This is a genomic window from Enterobacter sp. Ap-1006 (assembly GCF_011752835.1).
Classification (GTDB): domain Bacteria; phylum Pseudomonadota; class Gammaproteobacteria; order Enterobacterales; family Enterobacteriaceae; genus Cedecea.
Genome location: NZ_VWWU01000003.1, coordinates 711,247 through 729,865 on the forward strand (window position 1 = coordinate 711,247; position 18,619 = coordinate 729,865).

General features: G+C 56.6%; 22 protein-coding genes. 19 read left to right on the plus strand and 3 right to left on the minus strand.

The features are described from left to right. The first annotated feature begins 168 nt into the window (after nucleotides 1-168). The 19 genes from F3J28_RS11595 to lldD all read left to right on the plus strand — a co-directional run bounded on the left by F3J28_RS11595 (nucleotide 169) and on the right by lldD (nucleotide 17,485). Nucleotides 169-1,098: a LysR substrate-binding domain-containing protein gene (locus tag F3J28_RS11595; protein ID WP_166875997.1), complete on the plus strand. Its 930-nt coding sequence runs from the start codon at nucleotides 169-171 to the stop codon at nucleotides 1,096-1,098. Between the two features lie 89 nt (nucleotides 1,099-1,187). After that, a complete protein-coding gene (locus F3J28_RS11600; RefSeq protein ID WP_166876000.1) occupies nucleotides 1,188-1,769 on the plus strand; it encodes a DUF2239 family protein in 582 nt (193 codons plus the stop codon). Beyond that, the gene (locus F3J28_RS11605; protein ID WP_166876003.1) at nucleotides 1,766-2,107 is read left to right on the plus strand and encodes a GIY-YIG nuclease family protein; all 342 of its coding nucleotides are present in this window, start codon (nucleotides 1,766-1,768) and stop codon (nucleotides 2,105-2,107) included. Before F3J28_RS11600 ends, F3J28_RS11605 begins: the two co-directional genes overlap by 4 nt. After that, entirely contained in the window at nucleotides 2,091-2,972 is an 882-nt protein-coding gene (locus tag F3J28_RS11610) for an alpha/beta fold hydrolase (RefSeq protein ID WP_166876006.1), read from the plus strand. The genes F3J28_RS11605 and F3J28_RS11610 overlap by 17 nt, the downstream gene beginning before the upstream one ends. Before the next feature lie 11 nt (nucleotides 2,973-2,983). Continuing rightward, the gene (locus F3J28_RS11615) at nucleotides 2,984-3,427 is read left to right on the plus strand and encodes a DUF1330 domain-containing protein (RefSeq protein ID WP_166876009.1); all 444 of its coding nucleotides are present in this window, start codon (nucleotides 2,984-2,986) and stop codon (nucleotides 3,425-3,427) included. A gap of 217 nt (nucleotides 3,428-3,644) precedes the next feature. Beyond that, nucleotides 3,645-4,367 (plus strand): dienelactone hydrolase family protein, encoded by a 723-nt coding sequence (locus tag F3J28_RS11620; protein ID WP_166876012.1) that lies wholly within the window; start codon nucleotides 3,645-3,647, stop codon nucleotides 4,365-4,367. A 108-nt stretch (nucleotides 4,368-4,475) separates the two neighbouring features. Then, nucleotides 4,476-4,727, plus strand: a complete 252-nt coding sequence (locus tag F3J28_RS11625; RefSeq protein ID WP_166876014.1) for a DUF1158 family protein — start codon at nucleotides 4,476-4,478, stop codon at nucleotides 4,725-4,727. A 234-nt stretch (nucleotides 4,728-4,961) separates the two neighbouring features. Next, nucleotides 4,962-8,009: a formate dehydrogenase-N subunit alpha gene (fdnG, locus tag F3J28_RS11630; protein WP_166876017.1), complete on the plus strand. Its 3,048-nt coding sequence runs from the start codon at nucleotides 4,962-4,964 to the stop codon at nucleotides 8,007-8,009. 11 nt (nucleotides 8,010-8,020) lie between these two features. Next, a complete protein-coding gene (gene fdxH, locus F3J28_RS11635) occupies nucleotides 8,021-8,905 on the plus strand; it encodes a formate dehydrogenase subunit beta (protein ID WP_166876020.1) in 885 nt (294 codons plus the stop codon). Then, on the plus strand, nucleotides 8,883-9,548 hold the full coding sequence (gene fdnI / locus F3J28_RS11640; RefSeq protein WP_502706902.1) for a formate dehydrogenase-N subunit gamma: 666 nt from the start codon (nucleotides 8,883-8,885) through the stop codon (nucleotides 9,546-9,548). Before fdxH ends, fdnI begins: the two co-directional genes overlap by 23 nt. Nucleotides 9,549-9,758: 210 nt before the next feature. Continuing rightward, nucleotides 9,759-10,022, plus strand: coding sequence for a YdgH/BhsA/McbA family protein (locus F3J28_RS11645; protein WP_157141438.1), 264 nt, complete (start codon nucleotides 9,759-9,761; stop codon nucleotides 10,020-10,022). A 32-nt stretch (nucleotides 10,023-10,054) separates the two neighbouring features. Continuing rightward, nucleotides 10,055-10,822, plus strand: coding sequence for an alpha/beta fold hydrolase (locus tag F3J28_RS11650; protein WP_166876026.1), 768 nt, complete (start codon nucleotides 10,055-10,057; stop codon nucleotides 10,820-10,822). Nucleotides 10,823-10,913: 91 nt separating this feature from the next. After that, nucleotides 10,914-11,180 (plus strand): BufA1 family periplasmic bufferin-type metallophore, encoded by a 267-nt coding sequence (locus F3J28_RS11655; protein ID WP_008460533.1) that lies wholly within the window; start codon nucleotides 10,914-10,916, stop codon nucleotides 11,178-11,180. Between the two features lie 16 nt (nucleotides 11,181-11,196). Beyond that, nucleotides 11,197-12,033, plus strand: coding sequence for an MNIO family bufferin maturase (gene bufB, locus F3J28_RS11660; RefSeq protein ID WP_205247158.1), 837 nt, complete (start codon nucleotides 11,197-11,199; stop codon nucleotides 12,031-12,033). Further along, nucleotides 12,030-12,776 (plus strand): HvfC/BufC N-terminal domain-containing protein, encoded by a 747-nt coding sequence (locus F3J28_RS11665; RefSeq protein ID WP_166876029.1) that lies wholly within the window; start codon nucleotides 12,030-12,032, stop codon nucleotides 12,774-12,776. Before bufB ends, F3J28_RS11665 begins: the two co-directional genes overlap by 4 nt. Nucleotides 12,777-12,795: 19 nt before the next feature. Beyond that, entirely contained in the window at nucleotides 12,796-13,266 is a 471-nt protein-coding gene (locus F3J28_RS11670; RefSeq protein ID WP_286178141.1) for a DoxX family protein, read from the plus strand. Nucleotides 13,267-13,905: 639 nt separating this feature from the next. Beyond that, nucleotides 13,906-15,561 (plus strand): L-lactate permease, encoded by a 1,656-nt coding sequence (lldP, locus tag F3J28_RS11675; RefSeq protein WP_166876032.1) that lies wholly within the window; start codon nucleotides 13,906-13,908, stop codon nucleotides 15,559-15,561. Then, nucleotides 15,558-16,346, plus strand: a complete 789-nt coding sequence (gene lldR, locus F3J28_RS11680; RefSeq protein ID WP_166866296.1) for a transcriptional regulator LldR — start codon at nucleotides 15,558-15,560, stop codon at nucleotides 16,344-16,346. Before lldP ends, lldR begins: the two co-directional genes overlap by 4 nt. After that, nucleotides 16,343-17,485, plus strand: coding sequence for an FMN-dependent L-lactate dehydrogenase LldD (gene lldD, locus F3J28_RS11685; RefSeq protein ID WP_166876035.1), 1,143 nt, complete (start codon nucleotides 16,343-16,345; stop codon nucleotides 17,483-17,485). Before lldR ends, lldD begins: the two co-directional genes overlap by 4 nt. Nucleotides 17,486-17,492: 7 nt before the next feature. Here lldD and F3J28_RS11690 read toward each other — a convergent pair whose 3' ends face one another. The 3 genes from F3J28_RS11690 to ilvN all read right to left on the minus strand — a co-directional run bounded on the left by F3J28_RS11690 (nucleotide 17,493) and on the right by ilvN (nucleotide 18,619). Then, entirely contained in the window at nucleotides 17,493-17,795 is a 303-nt protein-coding gene (locus F3J28_RS11690) for an addiction module antidote protein (protein WP_008454699.1), read from the minus strand. After that, nucleotides 17,785-18,114, minus strand: coding sequence for a type II toxin-antitoxin system RelE/ParE family toxin (locus tag F3J28_RS11695; protein ID WP_008454698.1), 330 nt, complete (start codon nucleotides 18,112-18,114; stop codon nucleotides 17,785-17,787). The genes F3J28_RS11690 and F3J28_RS11695 overlap by 11 nt, the downstream gene beginning before the upstream one ends. Before the next feature lie 208 nt (nucleotides 18,115-18,322). Then, a complete protein-coding gene (ilvN, locus tag F3J28_RS11700) occupies nucleotides 18,323-18,619 on the minus strand; it encodes an acetolactate synthase small subunit (RefSeq protein WP_166866304.1) in 297 nt (98 codons plus the stop codon).

The window sequence follows — 18,619 nt, forward strand, 5'->3', positions numbered from 1 at the left end:
TGTCGTTCGCGGTTATGGCCGAAATTCGAGAATAACAACGCCCTGGCGGGAAAAACATCCGCTTAAAAAAGATTCATCGCTGATGCCGCTATTGTTGAATGTGTTTTAATAATCTTTTTCAGAATGTGTCAAACTCCCCGCATCACGCGTCATCGAAGGGAGCCCGGAATGCACTCCATCTTTACCGAAGAGAACCTGCAGGCTTTCACCTGCGCCGCCCGCTACGGCAGCTTCAGCCGGGCTGCCGAAGAGCTGGGCGTGACCACCTCCGCCATCAGCTACACCATAAAACGCATGGAAACGTGGCTCGATACGCCGCTGTTTATCCGCAACACCCGCAGCATTGAGCTGACCGAATCCGGGATCTATCTCTACCGCAAGGCCAGCGACTTGTTGAGTGATTTTCAAGGGATCCGGCGGGGCATTGAGACCATTTCGCAGGGCATTGAAGCGAAAGTCAGGATCTGCATTAACCATCTGCTGTACACGCCTCAGCACACGGCCAGGCTGCTGAATATTTTGAAAAAGCAGTTCCCAGGCTGCCAGATTGCCGTCACCACCGAGGTGTACAACGGCGTCTGGGATGCGGTGCTCAACAATCAGGTGAATATTGCAATCGGCGCGCCGGATGCGCTGCTGGGCGGGGGCGGCATTGACTACACGGAGATTGGCGTTATCCGCTGGGCGTTCGCTATCGCGCCAGCTCACCCTCTCGCCGCGGCACAGGAACCGATCCCCGAAAGCCAGCTCAGGCTGTACCCGAATATCATGGTGGAAGACACCGCCTCCACCATTAATAAAAAAGTGGGCTGGCTGCTGCACGGCCAGGAAACCGTGGTGGTACCGGACTTCCCGACCAAATGCCAGTGCCAGATTTTAGGTGATGGCATCGGTTTTTTGCCGGATTACATGGCGCGTCGCGAGGTAGAAAACGGCCTGCTGGTGACCCGCCAGGTTCATAACCCACGCCAGCATTCCCGCATGTTGCTTGCCACACAGCACGCGGCGACGGGCCAGGTCACCCGCTGGATCAAACAACAATTTCGCCCCGGCGGCGTGCTCGCAGAGCTGTATCAGGACTTGATGCACCAGGCCTGACCTCTCCCACCTATTTTACCCGGGTATAATTGACAAGATCGGGCTACCCCGATAGGCTACTATTTTTACCCGGATAAAATAGGTCCCCCATGTCTTCTGTCACCCTTACCGCCTTTATGCAGCGGCAATTGATTGCCCACGGCAACCTGAACGAACTGTTGCGGCAGCTAAAGGCCATGCCAATCGGTAATGAGCCGGTGTTTATCTTCAATGACCAGACCGGCAAACGGCTGGATATCCACGTCCACGGGGATGAAGCCAGCGCCATTGCGGCTTACCCGGAGTTGGCCGAACAGCTAACCGAAGAGACCGCTGCGCTTAAAACTCGCGGCAGGCCTAAGCTTGGCGTATCGGCGAAGGAGGTCACCCTGCTGCCCCGCCACTGGGAGTGGCTGGCCACGCAGCCGGGCGGCGCTTCTGCAACCTTACGTCGACTGATCGAACAGGCCAGAAAAGCCAGCGAACCGGCGGACAACAAGCGCCGCAGGCACGAAAGCGCCTACCAGTTTATGCATGAGGTGGCGGGCGATCTGCCGGAGTATGAAACTTGCCTGCGCGCGCTGTTTGCCGATGACGAAACGGCCTTCAACGCCGCGATGGAAGGCTGGCCGCAGGATATTCGCCGCTATGCGGCAACGTTAGCTTTTGGCAAGCAGGAGTCCCAAAAATGACTGAGACACTAAACAAAAAAGATCTGAAGCAGAGCTATAAAGACAGCCCGACCACGGCGGGCATCTATTTGATAGCCAATACGCAAACCGGCCATAAGCTGCTCGCCAGCGCCGCAAATGCTCAGGGCGTGTTAAACCGCCATCTGTTTGAACTGAAGTTCGGGCAGCACCGCAATAAGGCGCTGCAGCTGGCCTGGAACCAGTATGGTGAGTCCGCTTTCGAGTTCACCGTGCTTGAAAAGGTCAAGCCGGATGAGCAAAACGTTAAAGCCGCGCTGGAAAACCTGCTGGAAACCTGGCAGCAAAAACTGAGGATCGCCCATGAGCAAAGCGACTAACCTGCCGGTCTCCCTCTACTTCGACGGCTTCGGTGATAAAAAGCACCCGGCAATAGTCCTGCTGCCGGGGCTGGGAAGCCAGAGCATCAGCTGGTCGCAGCGCTTTTGCCAGCGACTGGCCGACGCAGGTTTCTATGTTTTACGGGCCGATAATCGCGACTGCGGGCTGTCCCCCTCTTTGAACCACGCGGGCGTGCCCGACCTGCAGGCGCTCTCCCAGGGCCAAAGGATCCCCATCGCCTATACGCTCCGGGACATGGCGGCGGATGTTGTCCTCACGCTGGACAACGCAGGTATTCCGGCGGCGCACATTGTTGGGCGCTCTATGGGCGGCATGATTGCCCAGCTGTTTGCCGCGCAATATCCGCAAAAAACGCTGTCTCTGTGCGCTATCATGTCAAGCACAGGCAATCCTCAGCTCCCGCCTCCGGCCCCGGATGTGATGGCAATGCTAATGGGGCCGAAGCCCGATCCGCATTCGCACCAAAGCGCCTGGCTTGAGCAGCAACTCGCTTTCTTCAGGCGCATTGCCTCAACGCACCTCCCGTTTGACGAGGAGTACTACACGGCGCTGCTAAAAACCTCGCTGGCGCGCGCCAGTTCTGTGCCCGGCATGCTGCGTCAGATTGCAGCGATGGCGGCCACAGGCGATCTTCGTCAGGAGATAAAACAGATCGTAGCCCCCACGCTGGTGCTTCACGGCACTCACGATCCCCTCTTCCCCGTAGAAGCCGGGCAGGACATTGCTGAGACGATCCCCGCCGCTAAATTGCAGCTCATTGCAGGCATGGGGCATGAAATTCCTCCTGCGCTGGAAGAAGACGTGGCCTCTCTGCTTCTCGCTCATTTTGCCGCTGGAAAATAACAGGAATAATTATGGTCACATCCTCAAACACGACGCCTTACCTGCAGCCCACCCCGCAGGCCGGGCGACATTTTGTGATGAAACAAATTCCCGGAGAGGTTTATATGCTCAACCTCCTGCGTTTTAGGGCAATGGCGGATTACTCGGCCACTCCGGAATTAATGCCACTTAGCCCGATTAGCGGCGCGGAAGCTTTTCAGCGCTATATACAGCACACGCTGCCGTTTTTACGCCAAAGCGGCGGGGACATTATTTTCCTTGGCGCCGCAGACAGCTGGCTGATTGGCCCACAGGATGAACGCTGGGACTGCGCTATGCTCGTGCGGCAGAGCAGTGCCGCAGCTTTTCTGGCCTTTGCGAATAATGAAGCCTGTATGCAGGGAATTGGCCATCGCACGGCGGCGCTGGAAGATTCTCGCCTGTTACCGGTGACGCAGCGTGATGCCTTAATGTGAATAAGGCCTGGAGATAGAATGGATATTCCCTGCCCGAACATCGTTAATTACAATTATTCACATAAATTATTTATCGCTAACAAATAAACGTTTTTTAAATTAAATTAAATAGCATTTCATGCGCTTGTAAATTTAATAAATTGCTAATTTGTTAGCATTATGAAATTAATTAGACTTCACCTGCCGACCAATAAATTTTATTTAGAGGTTAATTCTGATGTCAGAAATTATTTCAACACCCGTTACTTATCAAGTCGAGAATCAAACCTTTGAAAGCGTACTGGTCTACCAGGAAAACCAGAGCGCTGCACGGCCCGGCGTCCTGATCGCTCCCAACTGGATGGGCGTGAGCGCTGGAGCGGTTGAACAGGCCAAAGGGATCGCCGCCCAGGGCTATGTCGTGCTAATCGCCGATCTCTATGGCCAGGGCAAGCGCCCTACCAACGCCGATGAAGCCGGTGCCCTGATGATGGGCGTGAAGGACACCCCGGCGGAAGTAGGCCGTATGCAGGCCGCGCTGGACACGCTTGCCACGCAGAAAATTGCAGCCGTCGACGGCAGCAAACTGGCGGTAGCGGGCTTTTGCTTCGGCGGGCACTGCGCGCTGGAGCTCGCAAGAAGCGGCGCGGATATCAAAGCGGCTGTTTCCTTCCACGGCACGCTGAATACCCTAAAAACCCACGCCGCCGGAGAGATCAAAGCCTCTATTCTGGTGCTGGACGGTGCGGAAGATCCGCTGGTGCCGCGCGAGCAGCTGAGCGAGTTTGTCAGCGAAATGAACGCCGCATCGGTAGACTGGCAGCTGGTAAGCTACGCCGGCGCCGTGCATTCATTCACCGACCCGGGTGCGAACGTTGAAGGCGTGGCGAAATACCACCCGGAAGTGGCAAAACGCGCTTTCACCCAGATGTACACGCTGCTGCAAAACGTTTTTAACTGATGATGATGGCCTCTGTTCGCAGGGGCCGCTTTTTACCCTTTCTCAAATGGTTTACACCCGGGTACACTTTCCCGGACAATAGCCTTTTAACTTCAGGCTAACAACGTCATGAACCATCCACATCAAGCGCTGTTGAGCGCGGGCGGCATTTTGCTGCTGGCCTTTCTGTCGTGCCTGCTGCTCCCGGCCCCGGCGTTAACGCTGACGCTGGCACAAAAGCTGATCGACACTTTCCACCTGGTCGACCTAAGCCAGCTCTACGTGATCCTGTTCTGCATCTGGTTCCTCGCTTTGGGCACCATTGAATATTATCTGCTGCGCTTTATCTGGCGCCGCTGGTTCTCGATCACCCGCATCTGACTCAACGCCTTCAGCGTGCCGTTTCCTGGCTAAACGGCACCGCTTATGACTGCCTATCTTTACTCCCCTTTTCTCTATCCCTGGCACACGCCAGTGTTATCTCTGTCAAATAACCACTAATCCTAAATGGGTAATCCTCTACCCAATGTTTATCGAATTGATTTCACGCAATATCTGAATGGCTATAGCTGCTATTTTCGCCCGCACTAAAAACGTCATAACAATGAGGTGACGATGAACGTCAGTCGCAGGAAGTTTTTCAAAATCTGCGCCGGCGGAATGGCAGGTACAACGGCGGCGGTGCTGGGCTTTGTCCCAAAAGCCGCGCTGGCGGAAACGCGCAACTACAAGCTGCTGCGTGCAAAAGAGACTCGCAATAGCTGTACTTACTGTTCTGTTGGCTGTGGTTTATTGATGTATAGCCTCGGGGATGGCTCGAAAAATGCCAAATCCAGCATTTTCCATATCGAAGGGGACCCGGATCATCCGGTCAACCGCGGCGCGCTGTGCCCGAAAGGCGCGGGGCTGCTGGACTACATTCACAGCGAAAATCGCCTGCGTTACCCGGAATACCGTGCGCCAGGGTCAGACAAATGGCAGCGCATCAGCTGGGACGAGGCGTTCTCCCGTATTGCCCGTCTGATGAAAGACGACCGCGATGCCAACTTCATCGAGAAAAATGAACAGAACGTGACGGTTAACCGCTGGCTTTCCACCGGGATGCTCTGCGCTTCGGCGGCCAGCAACGAAACCGGCATGTTAACCCAGAAGTTTGCCCGCTCGCTGGGCATGCTGGCGGTAGATAACCAGGCGCGCGTCTGACACGGACCAACGGTAGCAAGTCTTGCTCCAACATTTGGTCGCGGTGCGATGACCAACCACTGGGTTGATATCAAAAACGCCAACGTGGTGATGGTAATGGGCGGTAACGCCGCTGAAGCCCACCCGGTTGGTTTCCGCTGGGCGATGGAAGCCAAAAACAACAACGACGCCACGCTTATCGTGGTCGATCCGCGCTTCACCCGCACGGCATCGGTAGCGGACATTTACGCGCCGATCCGCTCCGGCACCGACATTACCTTCCTGTCGGGCGTAATTCTGTACCTGCTCTCCAATAACAAAATCAATGCCGAATACGTCAAACACTACACCAACGCGGCCCTGCTGGTGCGTGAGGACTTTAGCTTCGAAGATGGCCTGTTCAGCGGCTACGACGAAGAAAAGCGCCAGTACGATAAAACCACCTGGAACTATCAGTTCGACGAAAACGGCTTTGCGAAGCGAGATGACACGCTAACCGACCCGCGCTGCGTCTGGAACCTGCTCAAAGAGCACGTTTCCCGCTACACGCCGGACGTCGTCGAGCATATCTGCGGCACGCCGCAGGCAGATTTCCTCAAAGTCTGCGAAGTGCTGGCGTCAACCAGCGCGGTCGATCGCACCACCACATTCCTGTATGCGCTGGGCTGGACTCAGCACACCGTGGGCGCGCAAAACATCCGCACCATGGCGATGATCCAGCTGCTGCTCGGCAATATGGGAATGGCGGGCGGCGGCGTCAACGCGCTGCGTGGCCACTCCAACATTCAGGGCCTGACCGACCTCGGCCTGCTGTCCACCAGCCTGCCGGGATACCTCTCTTTACCGTCCGACAAGCAAACCACGCTCGACGGTTACCTGGCCGCCAACACGCCAAAAGCGACTCTGCCGGGTCAGGTGAACTACTGGGGGAATTATCCGAAGTTCTTCGTCAGCCTGATGAAAACCTTCTACGGCGACGACGCGCAGAAAGAGAACGGCTGGGGCTTTAACTGGCTGCCCAAGTGGGATCAGGCGTACGACGTGCTGAAGTACTTCGACATGATGGATCGCAACCTCGTCACCGGCTACCTGTGCCAGGGCTTTAACCCTGTCGCCTCATTCCCGGATAAAAACAAGGTTGTCGCCAGCCTGAGCAAGCTGAAGTACATGGTGGTTATCGACCCGCTGGTGACGGAAACCTCCAACTTCTGGCAAAACAACGGAGAGATGAACGACGTTGACCCGGCGAAAATCCAGACCGAAGTGTTCCGCCTGCCGTCCACCTGCTTTGCGGAAGAAGATGGCTCCATCGCCAACTCGGGCCGCTGGCTGCAATGGCACTGGAAAGGCGCGGATGCGCCGGGTGAAGCGCTGAATGACGGGGAGATCCTTGCCGGACTTTACCACCGGCTGCGCCAGATGTACCAGGCCGAAGGCGGCAAAGGTATTGAGCCGCTGATGAAAATGCGCTGGCACTACGAGCAGCCCGATCATCCCGAGTCCGAAGAAGTCGCTCAAGAGAGCAACGGCTACGCGCTGGAAGATCTGTTTGACGCCAACGGCAACCTGCTGGCGAAAAAAGGCCAACTGCTTGATTCCTTCGCGCTGCTGCGTGATGACGGCTCTACGGCTTCCGGCTGCTGGATTTACGCCGGAAGCTGGACCAGCAAAGGCAACCAGATGGCAAACCGCGACAACGCGGATCCGTCCGGGCTGGGTAATACGCTGGGCTGGGCATGGGCGTGGCCGATGAACCGCCGCGTGTTGTACAACCGCGCCTCGGCAGATCTGCAGGGCAAGCCGTGGGACGCCAAACGCATGCTGATTGAGTGGAACGGCACGAAATGGGTCGGGAACGATATCCCGGACTTCAGCACCGCCGCCCCGGACAGCGGCGTCGGGCCGTTCATCATGCAGCAGGAAGGTTTGGGCCGTCTGTTTGCCCTCGACAAGCTTGCCGAAGGGCCGTTCCCGGAGCACTACGAGCCGTTTGAAACGCCGCTGGGCACCAACCCGCTGCACCCGAAAGTGGTTTCCAACCCGGCGGCGCGCCTGTACGAAGCGGACGCTAAACGCATGGGTAACAGGCAGCAGTTCCCGTATGTCGGCACCACTTATCGCCTGACTGAGCACTTCCACACCTGGACCAAGCACGCGCGGTTGAACTCCATCGTGCAGCCGGAACAGTTCGTAGAAATAAGCGAAGGGCTGGCGAAAGCGAAAGGCATTGCGCACGGCGATCGGGTGAAAGTCAGCAGCAAACGCGGCTTTATTAAAGCCGTGGCCGTGGTGACGCCACGCCTGCAAACCCTGCAGGCGGGCGGCCAGGAAATCGAAACCATCGGGATCCCGTTGCACTGGGGCTTTGAAGGCGTGGCCCGCAAGGGCTATCTCGCCAACACCCTGACTCCGTCGGTAGGTGACGCCAACTCGCAAACGCCGGAGTACAAGGCGTTTCTGGTCAACATTGAGAAGGCGTAAGGGAGGAAACAATGTCCATGCAATCTCAGGATATTATCAAACGCTCGGCGACCAACAGCTTCACCCCGCCGCCGCGAGCGCGTGACTTCAAGGAAGAAGTCACCAAGCTCATCGATGTCACAAGCTGTATTGGCTGCAAGGCCTGCCAGGTGGCCTGCTCGGAGTGGAACGATATCCGCGACGAAGTCGGCCACTGCGTGGGGGTATACGACAACCCCGCTGACCTGAGCGCCAAGTCCTGGACGCTGATGCGTTTTTCAGAAACCCGTGAAAACGGCAAGCTGGAATGGCTGATCCGCAAAGACGGCTGTATGCACTGCGAAGATCCGGGCTGCCTCAAGGCCTGCCCGTCCGCCGGGGCAATTATTCAGTACGCCAACGGCATCGTGGACTTCCAGTCGGAGCACTGCATCGGCTGCGGCTACTGCATCGCGGGCTGCCCGTTCAACATCCCTCGCCTGAACAAAGACGATAACCGCGTGTATAAATGCACCCTGTGCGTTGACCGCGTTAGCGTAGGCCAGGAACCTGCCTGCGTGAAAACCTGCCCGACAGGTGCGATTCGCTTTGGTATTCGCAAAGAGATACTGGACATGGCAGAGGAGCGCGTTGAGAAGCTGAAAAAACGCGGCTTTGAACATGCGGGCGTTTACAACCCGCAGGGCGTGGGCGGCACGCACGTCGTTTACGTGCTGCACCACGCGGACCAGCCGGAGCTTTACCACAACCTGCCGAAAGAGCCGAAGATTGATACCCCAATCAACCTGTGGAAAGGCATTCTGAAGCCGCTCTCGGCTGCCGGGTTTGTGGCCACCTTCGCGGCCCTGATTTTCCACTATGTCGGGATCGGGCCGAACGAAGAGGTGGACGAAGATGAGGAGGACAAGCATGAGTAAGATGATCGTCAGAACCAAATTCATCGACCGTGCCTGCCACTGGACGGTAGTGATTTGCTTCTTCCTCGTGTCGCTGTCCGGCATAGCCCTGTTCTTCCCGACGCTGCAATGGCTGACGGAAACCTTCGGCACGCCGCAGATGGGGCGCATTCTGCACCCGTTCTTCGGCGTGGCTATCTTTGTGGCGCTGATGTTTATGTTCGTGCGCTTCGTGCATCACAACATTCCCGACAAACAGGATCTCCCCTGGCTGAAGGGCATTGTTGAGGTGCTGAAAGGCAACGAGCATAAAGTGGCGGACGTGGGCAAATACAACGCCGGGCAGAAGATGATGTTCTGGAGCATCATGAGCATGATCTTCGTGCTGCTGGTGACCGGGATTATTATCTGGCGGCCCTGGTTTGCGCACTACTTCCCAATGTGGATGATTCGCTACAGCCTGCTTATCCACGCCGCTTCAGCCATTATTTTGATCCACGCCATCCTGATCCATATGTACATGGCGTTTTGGGTGAAAGGATCGATTAAAGGCATGGTCATTGGCAAAGTCAGCCGCCGCTGGGCGAAGAAGCACCACCCGCGCTGGTATCGCGCCATCGAGGCCGAAGAAGCCAAAACAGAGAGCCGGAAAGGCATAAAATAACCGCTCGCTTCCCCTCTTCCCGCCCGGGGAGAGGGGTTATCCCGGTTCAGCACAAAAGAATTGTGTTGTTTTGTATCCACTCCGCCCACGGCTAAACAACAAAACAAATCCCCTTTCCTCTGACACAGCCCACATACAAACCAGGCGTTAAATAAGCGCATCCGCCACCTTCAGGCGGCAACGTATTCAACGACCCGATATGTGAGGCTTATGATGAAACTGTTCCGCACCGTTATTCTCCCGCTCGTCCTGGCCGCTGCTGTAGCGCCTGCCTTTGCTGCCAAAGAAGTCCACAGCGCTCAGGGCCTGGTCAAAATTGGCACCGTCACAGAAAGCGATAGCACCACGCTGTCTCTCGACCAGCTCAATGAAAAACTGGCTGCAAAAGCTGAAAAAGCCGGAGCCAGCGCCTGGCGAGTGGTCTCCGCCGGCGGCAACAACAGCTACTTCGGTAGCGCCGATATTTACCGCTGATTTATTCCCTCCCCCTAAAACAGGAAAAGAAGATGAAACCCACGCGTAAAACGCTGCTGGCGCTGGCTGCGGCTGGCCTGATGACCGGATTTGCCGCCCAGGCGGAAACTCAGCACACCATCGTGTTAGTGCACGGCGCCTTCGCCGACGCGACCGGCAGTTGGGAGCAGGTGATCCCGGTTCTGCAAACGCGCCATTACGAAATCATCACCGCGCAGATCCCATTAACCTCCCTCGCAGACGACGTGGCGGCGACCAAACGCGCCATCGCCCGTGCCAAAGGCGACGTTATTCTGGTAGGTCATTCCTGGGGCGGGACGGTAATTACCGAGGCGGGTAACGATCCGAAAGTGAAAGGCCTGGTGTACATCAATGCCTTTGCACCATCGCCGGGTCAGTCCACGGCCGATCTGGCCAACAGCTTCCCGGCCCCGCCCGGCGGCGCAAAAATCATCAAGGGTGCGGACGGCTTCCTGAGCCTCGATCCGAAGGCCGTCGGCACCGATTTTGCCCAGGACGCGACGCCTGAAGCGCAGAACATTATTGGCATCACCCAGATGCCGATCGCCGCCGCAAGCTTTACCGAAAAAGTGACCACCGCTGCCTGGCAGCAGAAACCGAGCTGGTTCCTGGTCGGCAGCAATGACCGGATGATCAACCCGGACCTGGAGCGAGCGATGGCGAAGAAAATTCACGCCCACGTCACCGAGTTACCGGTCAGCCATGTGCCGATGCTGTACGACCCGAAAAATGTCGCCCGCACGATATTTAAAGCCGTGAACATTACGTCGGGAAATTAACGCAGCTTATTCAATGAGGAGGAAATAACGCTCTCAATAAATAGCCGATTATTGCCGTCCCTAAATTCATTTTAACTATCTGGAGAACACGATGAACCGTATTGCTATGTCCGCGATTGCCCTGTCTTTGGTTTCTTTCAGCGCGGCATCCTTTGCCGCTGAATTAACCGGCCCAAACCTTGAGCGCTGCTTTGGCATTGCCAAAGCCGCAGACAACGACTGTAAGGCCGGCGCCGGCACCACCTGCGCGGGAACCTCCAAAGTCGATTACCAGAAAAATGCCTACAAAATGGTGCCGGCGGGGACCTGCACCGCGATCCAGACGCCGAATGGCCACGGCTCGCTGACCGAAGGCTAATCAAAGGGCCACTCCCATGACGATGACACACTCTTTAGGCGCCGGATTAAGCCTTAAGCCCGAGCATTACGCCGACGCCTGGGCCAGTCCATCCTCTCTCTGGTTCGAGGTTCACAGTGAAAATTATCTCATGGCGGGTGGCCCGCGCAGAGAGTGGCTGGCGGCCATCCGCCAGCAGCACCCAATCTCGTTACACGGCGTTTCGCTTTCACTCGCCGGTGACGAACCGCCGGACGCTCAACTGCTCGCGCAGCTAAAAGCGCTAGTGACTGACATCAAACCAGCGCTTGTTTCCGAGCACCTCGCCTGGTCGCGCTGGAACGGGATTTATTATCCTGACCTGCTGCCGGTGCCGAGGACAACGCGGGTGATGCACCGCGTTATCGACAACATTAACCGCACGCAGGACACGCTGGGCTACCAGATTTCACTGGAAAACCCTACGCACTATTTGCAGATGCCGGAACACGAATGGGATGAAATCGAATTTCTCGACGAAGTCAGCCGCCGGAGCGGGTGCGGCCTACTGCTGGATCTGAACAACGTCTGGCTCAGCGCCCACAACCTCGGCTTTGAGGCCGCAGCCTGGCTGAGCTGTTTCCCGGTCGAACGTGTGACTGAGGTCCACCTGGCGGGCTTTAGCCCCGACGAAGGGGGCAGCGATTTGCTGATCGACAGCCACGATCAGTCAATATCCGAGGAGGTCTGGCGGCTGTATACGCAACTGATTCAGCGGGCGGGAGCAAAACCCACGCTTATTGAACGGGATGACAACCTGCCTGCGTTTAGCGTGTTGCTGGCCGAGCAGCAGCGTGCCCAGCGCATCCTCGACACAATGGGAGCCGCCGTATGAGCACTCGGTTAAGCCGCTACCACGAGGCATTTATTGGCCTGTTATATGGCGAAGCCCGCCCCGAACTTAGCCATTTCCAGACTCAGCCCGGCCTTGCCGTTTATCGCAACAGCGTGATCAAAGCCTGCGTTGACGCCCTGGAAGCTAACTTCCCCAGCGTATCTAGGCTTACCGGAACCGATTTTTTCCGTGAAATGGCGCGCGGCTATGCGCTTGAACGCCCCCCATACGAAGGTGAACTGGTTCGCTATGGCGACGCCTTCCCCGCCTTTATTAGCGCTTATCCTCCGGCCAGAGAACTGGCTTATTTAAGCACCGTGGCCGAGCTGGACAAGCTGTGGCTGGAGGTGTTTTGTGCCCCGGCCTCGGCCCCGCTGGACGTACATGCACTGGCAAACACCACGGCGGATACCCTGGGCACCACATCATTACGGCTGCAGGACAGCGTTCGCTGGTACTGGCACCCCACGCTGCCGGTGTTCACGCTCTGGACGTTCAACCGCGAACAAACCGCCGCGCCGGAGACGATTCACTGGCAGGGCGAAGGCGCTCTGCTGGTTCGCCGCCAGCAGCGCATTTTTGCCGAACCCTTAAGCCAGGGCGGATCGGTCTTCCTGACTGCCTGCCGCTTGGGGGCAACCCTCGATCAGGCTAGCGAACAGGCCCTGGCTGCCGAGCCAGCCCTCGCCCTCGGCCCTTTTTTCACCAACCTGCTTAGTCGCGGCGTGTTCGCCGCATTTTAATCACACCTTTTGAGGCTAAATGATGAAAGTATCTGAACAACAAATGACAGAACAAGGCGTGAGAGCGCTATGGAATAGACTCTGGGATCGCATCGAGAGAGGCGTTGGCGACAACTTGCTGTTGCTGATAGCCCGCGTGGGCGTTGCCGCCGTTTTCTTCCTTTCTGGCCGCACAAAAGTAACGGGGTTTATGACGCTAAAACCGTCCACCTACGAGCTGTTCCGCACCGAATATGCACTGCCGCTTATCCCCTATGATATCGCCGCGCACCTGGCCACGCTGGCCGAACATACTTTCCCTGTTCTGCTGGTGCTGGGATTGTTTTCACGCTTCGCTGCAACGGGATTGCTGTTTATGACCCTGGTGATTGAAATTTTTGTCTACCCGGACGCATGGCCCACGCACCTGATCTGGGGCGGATTACTGCTGCTGGTGATCGCCCGTGGCGCTGGCCGCTGGTCGCTGGACAGGGTTCTGAGGCTGGCGTGAGGGGATGCAGGCGCGGCACTGACCTTGTCTATGTCGCGCCAACTGCCTATACGGCAGTGAACTCTGTATATCATCAATAAGATTCCCTGGAGCATTTCTAAGCTGCCCATACGGCAGTGAACCAATGGAATAGGGAAGGCTCGCATTGGATCAATTTCTAAGCTGCCTGTACGGCAGTGAACGCATCTTCAAGCGCCAGGCAATATTTAAACTTTTTCTAAGCTGCCTGTACGGCAGTGAACAAGAGCTTTTCACAGGTAACTCTTTGTTGCAATAGATAAAGCCGCCTGTTTTTCGCTAAATACCCTTTTTTAAATGCACCTCTGCAGAATTGATAAATCAATAAGTTACAAACAGGGCTAAAAAAGGGTTCGTGAGTATTTCTGTTTTACATCGTCGAATTTCCAGCAGCGCCCTAATGCTGACTCGCTAAAACCACTGTCCCGAAGCAGCACCCTTTGGTCCTACCAATTAAACTAAAAACGTGCCCTTTTCTACAAAACGCTGATAAACACTCGTCAGTCCGTTGCCTTTCATTAACACAAGATTAACCATTAGCCATCATTTGCTCTACAAAGCAAAATTGGTCCTACCAATCTAATAAAAAACGATAAACGCCTCACCCTGGAGAACACCTGCATGCAAGTCTGGCCCCAACTCTACGACCCGCTCGGGAATATCTGGCTGTCGAGCCTGATTGCCGCGCTCCCTATTCTGTTTTTCTTCTTCGCGCTGATTAAGCTGCGGATGAAGGGCTACAAAGCGGCAACGATCACGGTATTTATCGCCCTGCTGGTTGCCCTGTTTTTATACCGCATGCCGGTGGATCGCGCGCTTGCCTCGGTGGTGTACGGCTTCTTCTACGGCCTGTGGCCCATCGCCTGGATTATTGTGGCCGCGGTGTTTGTCTACAAAATTTCGGTCAAAACCGGTCAGTTCGACATTATTCGCTCCTCTATCCTGTCGATCACGCCAGACCAGCGCCTGCAAATGCTGATCGTCGGTTTCTCTTTCGGCGCATTTCTGGAAGGGGCTGCCGGGTTTGGGGCGCCGGTTGCCATTACCGCAGCCCTGCTGGTCGGCCTCGGGTTTAAGCCGCTGTACGCCGCAGGTTTGTGCCTGATAGTGAACACCGCGCCGGTGGCCTTCGGCGCGATGGGGATCCCCATTATCGTTGCCGGGCAGGTTACCGGCCTGGACAGCTTCGAAATCGGCCAGATGGTGGGCCGCCAGCTGCCGTTCCTGACGATCATTGTGCTGTTCTGGATCATGGCGATTATGGACGGCTGGCGCGGAATCAAAGAGACCTGGCCGGCGGTAATCGTAGCAGGCGGCTCGTTTGCTATCGCCCAGTATCTCAGCTCTAACTTTATCGGCCCCGAGCTGCCGGACATCATCTCTTCGCTGGTGTCGCTGGTGTGCCTGACGGCGTTCCTGCGGGTCTGGAAGCCGGTGCGCATTTTCCGCTTTGATAGCGAGAACGCGGCAGCAACCGTGCAGTCGCAGACAGCGCAGAAATACACGACCGGGCAGATTGTCAAAGCCTGGATGCCGTTCCTGTTTTTAACGGCCACGGTTACGCTGTGGAGCATTCCGCCGTTTAAAGCGCTGTTCGCCAAAGGCGGCGCGATGGCGGACTGGGTCTATAATTTCTCCGTGCCGTTCCTGGATAACCTTGTCGCCAAAATGCCGCCGGTCGTTACCGCCAGTGCGCCTTACGCCGCGGTGTTTAAGTTCGACTGGCTGTCAGCCACCGGCACGGCAATCCTGGTCGCGGCGCTGATCTCAATTGTTTACCTGCGCATGAAACCGAAAGCGGCGCTGGTTACTTTCGGTGAAACGCTCAAGGAGCTGGCGCTGCCGATTTACTCCATTGGCATGGTGCTGGCGTTTGCTTTTATCTCCAACTATTCCGGGCTGTCGGCGACGTTGGCCCTGGCGCTGGCGCATACCGGCCACGCCTTTACTTTCTTCTCGCCGTTCCTTGGCTGGCTGGGTGTGTTCCTCACCGGGTCGGACACCTCGTCTAACGCGCTGTTTGCCGCGCTGCAGGCCACGACCGCGCAGCAGATTGGCGTGTCGGACCTTCTGCTGGTGGCGGCCAATACTACCGGCGGCGTGACCGGGAAGATGATTTCGCCGCAGTCGATAGCCATTGCCTGTGCGGCGGTGGGGCTGGTCGGGAAAGAGTCAGACCTGTTCCGCTTCACCGTGAAGCACAGCCTGATTTTCACCTGTATGGTGGGGGTAATTACCACGCTGCAGGCCTATGTTTTAACCTGGATGATCCCATGACCCAAGCTGTGCCGCGCCTTGCCGACCAGATGGTTGAGCGTGTTAAGGCGCTGATTGAAGAACGTAACCTGGAGGCGGGCATGCGGTTGCCCGCAGAACGCCAGCTGGCCGCCGAACTGGGCTGTTCGCGCTCGATTTTACGCGAGGCGATTCAAAAGCTGATTGGCGAAGGCGTGCTGGCCAGCCGGCGCGGCGGCGGCACTTATCTGCGCTACCAGACCGAACAATGGTCGGAACAGCGCATCGTACAGCCGCTGAAAACGCTGGTTGAGGGCGACCCCAATTACCAGTTGGATATCCTCGAAGCGAGGCACTCCATAGAAGGCAGTACGGCCTGGTACGCCGCCATGCGGGCGACGCAGGCCGACAAAGAAAAGCTGATCGCCTGCTTCGATGCCACGCTCAAATTTAAAGAGAGCGATGACCCGGATTTAGCCGCCCAGGCCGACGTCAGGTTTCACCTGGCGATTGCCGAAGCCTCCCACAATATCGTGCTGCTGCAGACCATGCGCGGGTTCTTCGACCTGCTGCAATCTTCGGTGCTGCACAGCCGCCAGCGCATGTACACCGTCCCGGCCATTTTTGCCGGGCTAACCGAGCAGCACGACGAATTATTGCAGGCGATTCTGGCCGGAGACGCCGAGCGCGCAAGGCGAGCCGCCCAGTCGCACCTCGGCTACGTCCACACCACCATCAAAACTCTGCAGGAAGACGAAGCCCGTCAGGCACGCATTACCCGCCTCCCGGACGAAGCAAGTGATGAAATAAGGGAAAAGAAACGATGATTATTTCCGCAGCAACCGACTACCGTGCCGCCGCCGAGCGCATTCTGCCGCCTTTTTTATTCCACTACATTGACGGAGGAGCCTATGCCGAGCATACGCTGAAGCGCAACGTGGAAGATCTGGCGCAGGTGGCGCTGAAGCAGCGCGTGCTGAAAAACATGTCGGCGCTGAGCCTGGAAACCCGGTTGTTTAACGAAACGCTCGCTATGCCCGTCGCCCTCGGCCCTGTGGGGCTTTGCGGGATGTACGCCCGCCGGGGAGAAGTTCAGGCCGCAAAAGCTGCCGCAGCAAAAGGCATTCCTTTTACTCTGTCGACGGTGTCCGTTTGCCCAATTGAAGAAGTCGCACCGGCAATTAACCGCCCGATGTGGTTCCAGCTTTATGTTTTGAAAGATCGCGGTTTTATGCGCAACGCGCTGGAGAGAGCGAAAGCCGCCGGGTGCTCCACGCTGGTATTTACCGTCGATATGCCGACCCCAGGGGCGCGCTATCGTGATGCTCACTCAGGCATGAGCGGCCCTAATGCCGCGATGCGCCGCTATTTCCAGGCGATGACGCACCCGCAGTGGGCATGGGATGTTGGCCTAAATGGCCGCCCTCACGATTTGGGCAATATTTCCACCTATCTCGGTAAACCAACCGGGCTGGAGGATTATATTGGCTGGCTGGCCAATAACTTCGATCCGTCCATTTCATGGAAAGATCTGGAGTGGATCCGCGAATTCTGGGATGGCCCGATGGTGATTAAAGGGATCCTCGACCCGGAAGATGCTCGCGATGCGGTGCGCTTCGGCGCCGACGGGATCGTGGTGTCTAACCACGGTGGCCGCCAGTTGGACGGCGTGCTCTCTTCCGCCCGCGCCCTGCCCGCCATTGCCGACGCGGTAAAAGGCGATATTACCATTCTGGCGGACAGCGGCATCCGCAATGGCCTGGACGTGGTGCGTATGATTGCGCTTGGCGCTGACACTGTGCTGCTGGGGCGCGCTTTCCTGTATGCACTCGCCACTCATGGTGAGGCTGGCGTTAGCAATCTGCTGAACTTAATGGAGAAAGAGATGCGCGTGGCGATGACGCTCACCGGCGCGAAGTCCATTGCCGAAATCACCCCTGACCTGCTGGTTCGCCAGGGTTTATAGCGTACGGTCAGCCCGCAATCTCTGAAAAATGAATCCCCACCGCGTGCAGAACCTTTTTGGTGGTTTTGATGGTGGGGTTTCCACGCTCGGACAGCGTGCGGTACAGCGTTTCACGGTTTAGGTTTGCCGCTCTGGCAATCTCCGTAAAACCACCTCTGGCTTCTACCAGCCGGCGCATGGCAATGAGAAACACCGCTTCGCCGTCGTCACCGTCCAGCCCAATAAAAGCTTCTTTCAGGTACTCCACGGCGAAGGCACGATCGTCGCGGAGCATATCAATAACCGTTTGATCAAATTCGCTAAATTTCATTTTTTCTCCCTTGATGTTCAAGCCACCATTCTTTTGCACGTTCGATATCCGCCTGTTGATTGCGTTTATCTCCTCCCGCCAGTAGCAGCCAGACTGCTTTGCCGTCCTGGGCGTAGTACACCCTATAGCCAGGCCCTTCATCGATGCGCATTTCCCAGACGCCCTGTCCACAGGGTTTATGATCGCCAGGGTTGCCAAAAGAAAGTCGGTCGATCCTCATGACTATTTTGGTTTTTGCCCTCGCATCTTTTAACGCCTTTAGCCAGGCTTTGAACGGCGTTTTTCCTTCTGTCGTTTTGAAGAACGTAATCATGTACATCCTTGACTCCCTGAGTGTAGCTTTAAAGCAACGGATAAGCACGAACAAAATTTAATCGCGCTTATTTTTCTCAGGGCAGGCTAACGAATTCTTGCTTGAGGTTGGTTGAAATCGTTCTTTGGTATGCAGGGTTTGCGGCACGGCTTCCGGGGAGTTATTCATCCTGGCGCGGGGCTTTCAAAAATATGCCTGAAAGCCCCTGGTTTATTTACTGCACAAATGCGGTCAGGCGGTTAAAGATGCCTGGGTCATCGGCGTGGCGAATGATCTGCACCACATCCTCCAGCTTATCGACCTGACTGACCATCTGCTCCAGCCGCTGATCGTCTGCTACCTGCAGCCAGATGCGGCTCTGATCGCCTTCCGGCAGCGGTAAACAGAGAATGCCTTCCACGTTAAATGCGCGGCGGGCAAACAGGCCGCAGATATGTGACATCACGCCCGGGTGGTTGCGCACCGTGAGTTCCAGAATGACGGTGGATTGTTTAGTGATAGGTTGCTGCAT

What these genes read in the sequence shown, in the direction of transcription:
- F3J28_RS11595 (WP_166875997.1), top strand. Translation starts at nt 169, where the DNA reads ATGCACTCCATCTTTACCGAAGAGAACCTGCAGGCTTTCACCTGCGCC.
- F3J28_RS11600 (WP_166876000.1), top strand. Translation starts at nt 1,188, where the DNA reads ATGTCTTCTGTCACCCTTACCGCCTTTATGCAGCGGCAATTGATTGCC.
- F3J28_RS11605 (WP_166876003.1), top strand. Translation starts at nt 1,766, where the DNA reads ATGACTGAGACACTAAACAAAAAAGATCTGAAGCAGAGCTATAAAGAC.
- F3J28_RS11610 (WP_166876006.1), top strand. Translation starts at nt 2,091, where the DNA reads ATGAGCAAAGCGACTAACCTGCCGGTCTCCCTCTACTTCGACGGCTTC.
- F3J28_RS11615 (WP_166876009.1), top strand. Translation starts at nt 2,984, where the DNA reads ATGGTCACATCCTCAAACACGACGCCTTACCTGCAGCCCACCCCGCAG.
- F3J28_RS11620 (WP_166876012.1), top strand. Translation starts at nt 3,645, where the DNA reads ATGTCAGAAATTATTTCAACACCCGTTACTTATCAAGTCGAGAATCAA.
- F3J28_RS11625 (WP_166876014.1), top strand. Translation starts at nt 4,476, where the DNA reads ATGAACCATCCACATCAAGCGCTGTTGAGCGCGGGCGGCATTTTGCTG.
- fdxH (WP_166876020.1), top strand. Translation starts at nt 8,021, where the DNA reads ATGTCCATGCAATCTCAGGATATTATCAAACGCTCGGCGACCAACAGC.
- fdnI (WP_502706902.1), top strand. Translation starts at nt 8,883, where the DNA reads ATGAGGAGGACAAGCATGAGTAAGATGATCGTCAGAACCAAATTCATC.
- F3J28_RS11645 (WP_157141438.1), top strand. Translation starts at nt 9,759, where the DNA reads ATGATGAAACTGTTCCGCACCGTTATTCTCCCGCTCGTCCTGGCCGCT.
- F3J28_RS11650 (WP_166876026.1), top strand. Translation starts at nt 10,055, where the DNA reads ATGAAACCCACGCGTAAAACGCTGCTGGCGCTGGCTGCGGCTGGCCTG.
- F3J28_RS11655 (WP_008460533.1), top strand. Translation starts at nt 10,914, where the DNA reads ATGAACCGTATTGCTATGTCCGCGATTGCCCTGTCTTTGGTTTCTTTC.
- bufB (WP_205247158.1), top strand. Translation starts at nt 11,197, where the DNA reads ATGACGATGACACACTCTTTAGGCGCCGGATTAAGCCTTAAGCCCGAG.
- F3J28_RS11665 (WP_166876029.1), top strand. Translation starts at nt 12,030, where the DNA reads ATGAGCACTCGGTTAAGCCGCTACCACGAGGCATTTATTGGCCTGTTA.
- F3J28_RS11670 (WP_286178141.1), top strand. Translation starts at nt 12,796, where the DNA reads ATGATGAAAGTATCTGAACAACAAATGACAGAACAAGGCGTGAGAGCG.
- lldP (WP_166876032.1), top strand. Translation starts at nt 13,906, where the DNA reads ATGCAAGTCTGGCCCCAACTCTACGACCCGCTCGGGAATATCTGGCTG.
- lldR (WP_166866296.1), top strand. Translation starts at nt 15,558, where the DNA reads ATGACCCAAGCTGTGCCGCGCCTTGCCGACCAGATGGTTGAGCGTGTT.
- lldD (WP_166876035.1), top strand. Translation starts at nt 16,343, where the DNA reads ATGATTATTTCCGCAGCAACCGACTACCGTGCCGCCGCCGAGCGCATT.
- F3J28_RS11690 (WP_008454699.1), bottom strand. Translation starts at nt 17,795, where the DNA reads ATGAAATTTAGCGAATTTGATCAAACGGTTATTGATATGCTCCGCGAC.
- F3J28_RS11695 (WP_008454698.1), bottom strand. Translation starts at nt 18,114, where the DNA reads ATGTACATGATTACGTTCTTCAAAACGACAGAAGGAAAAACGCCGTTC.
- ilvN (WP_166866304.1), bottom strand. Translation starts at nt 18,619, where the DNA reads ATGCAGCAACCTATCACTAAACAATCCACCGTCATTCTGGAACTCACG.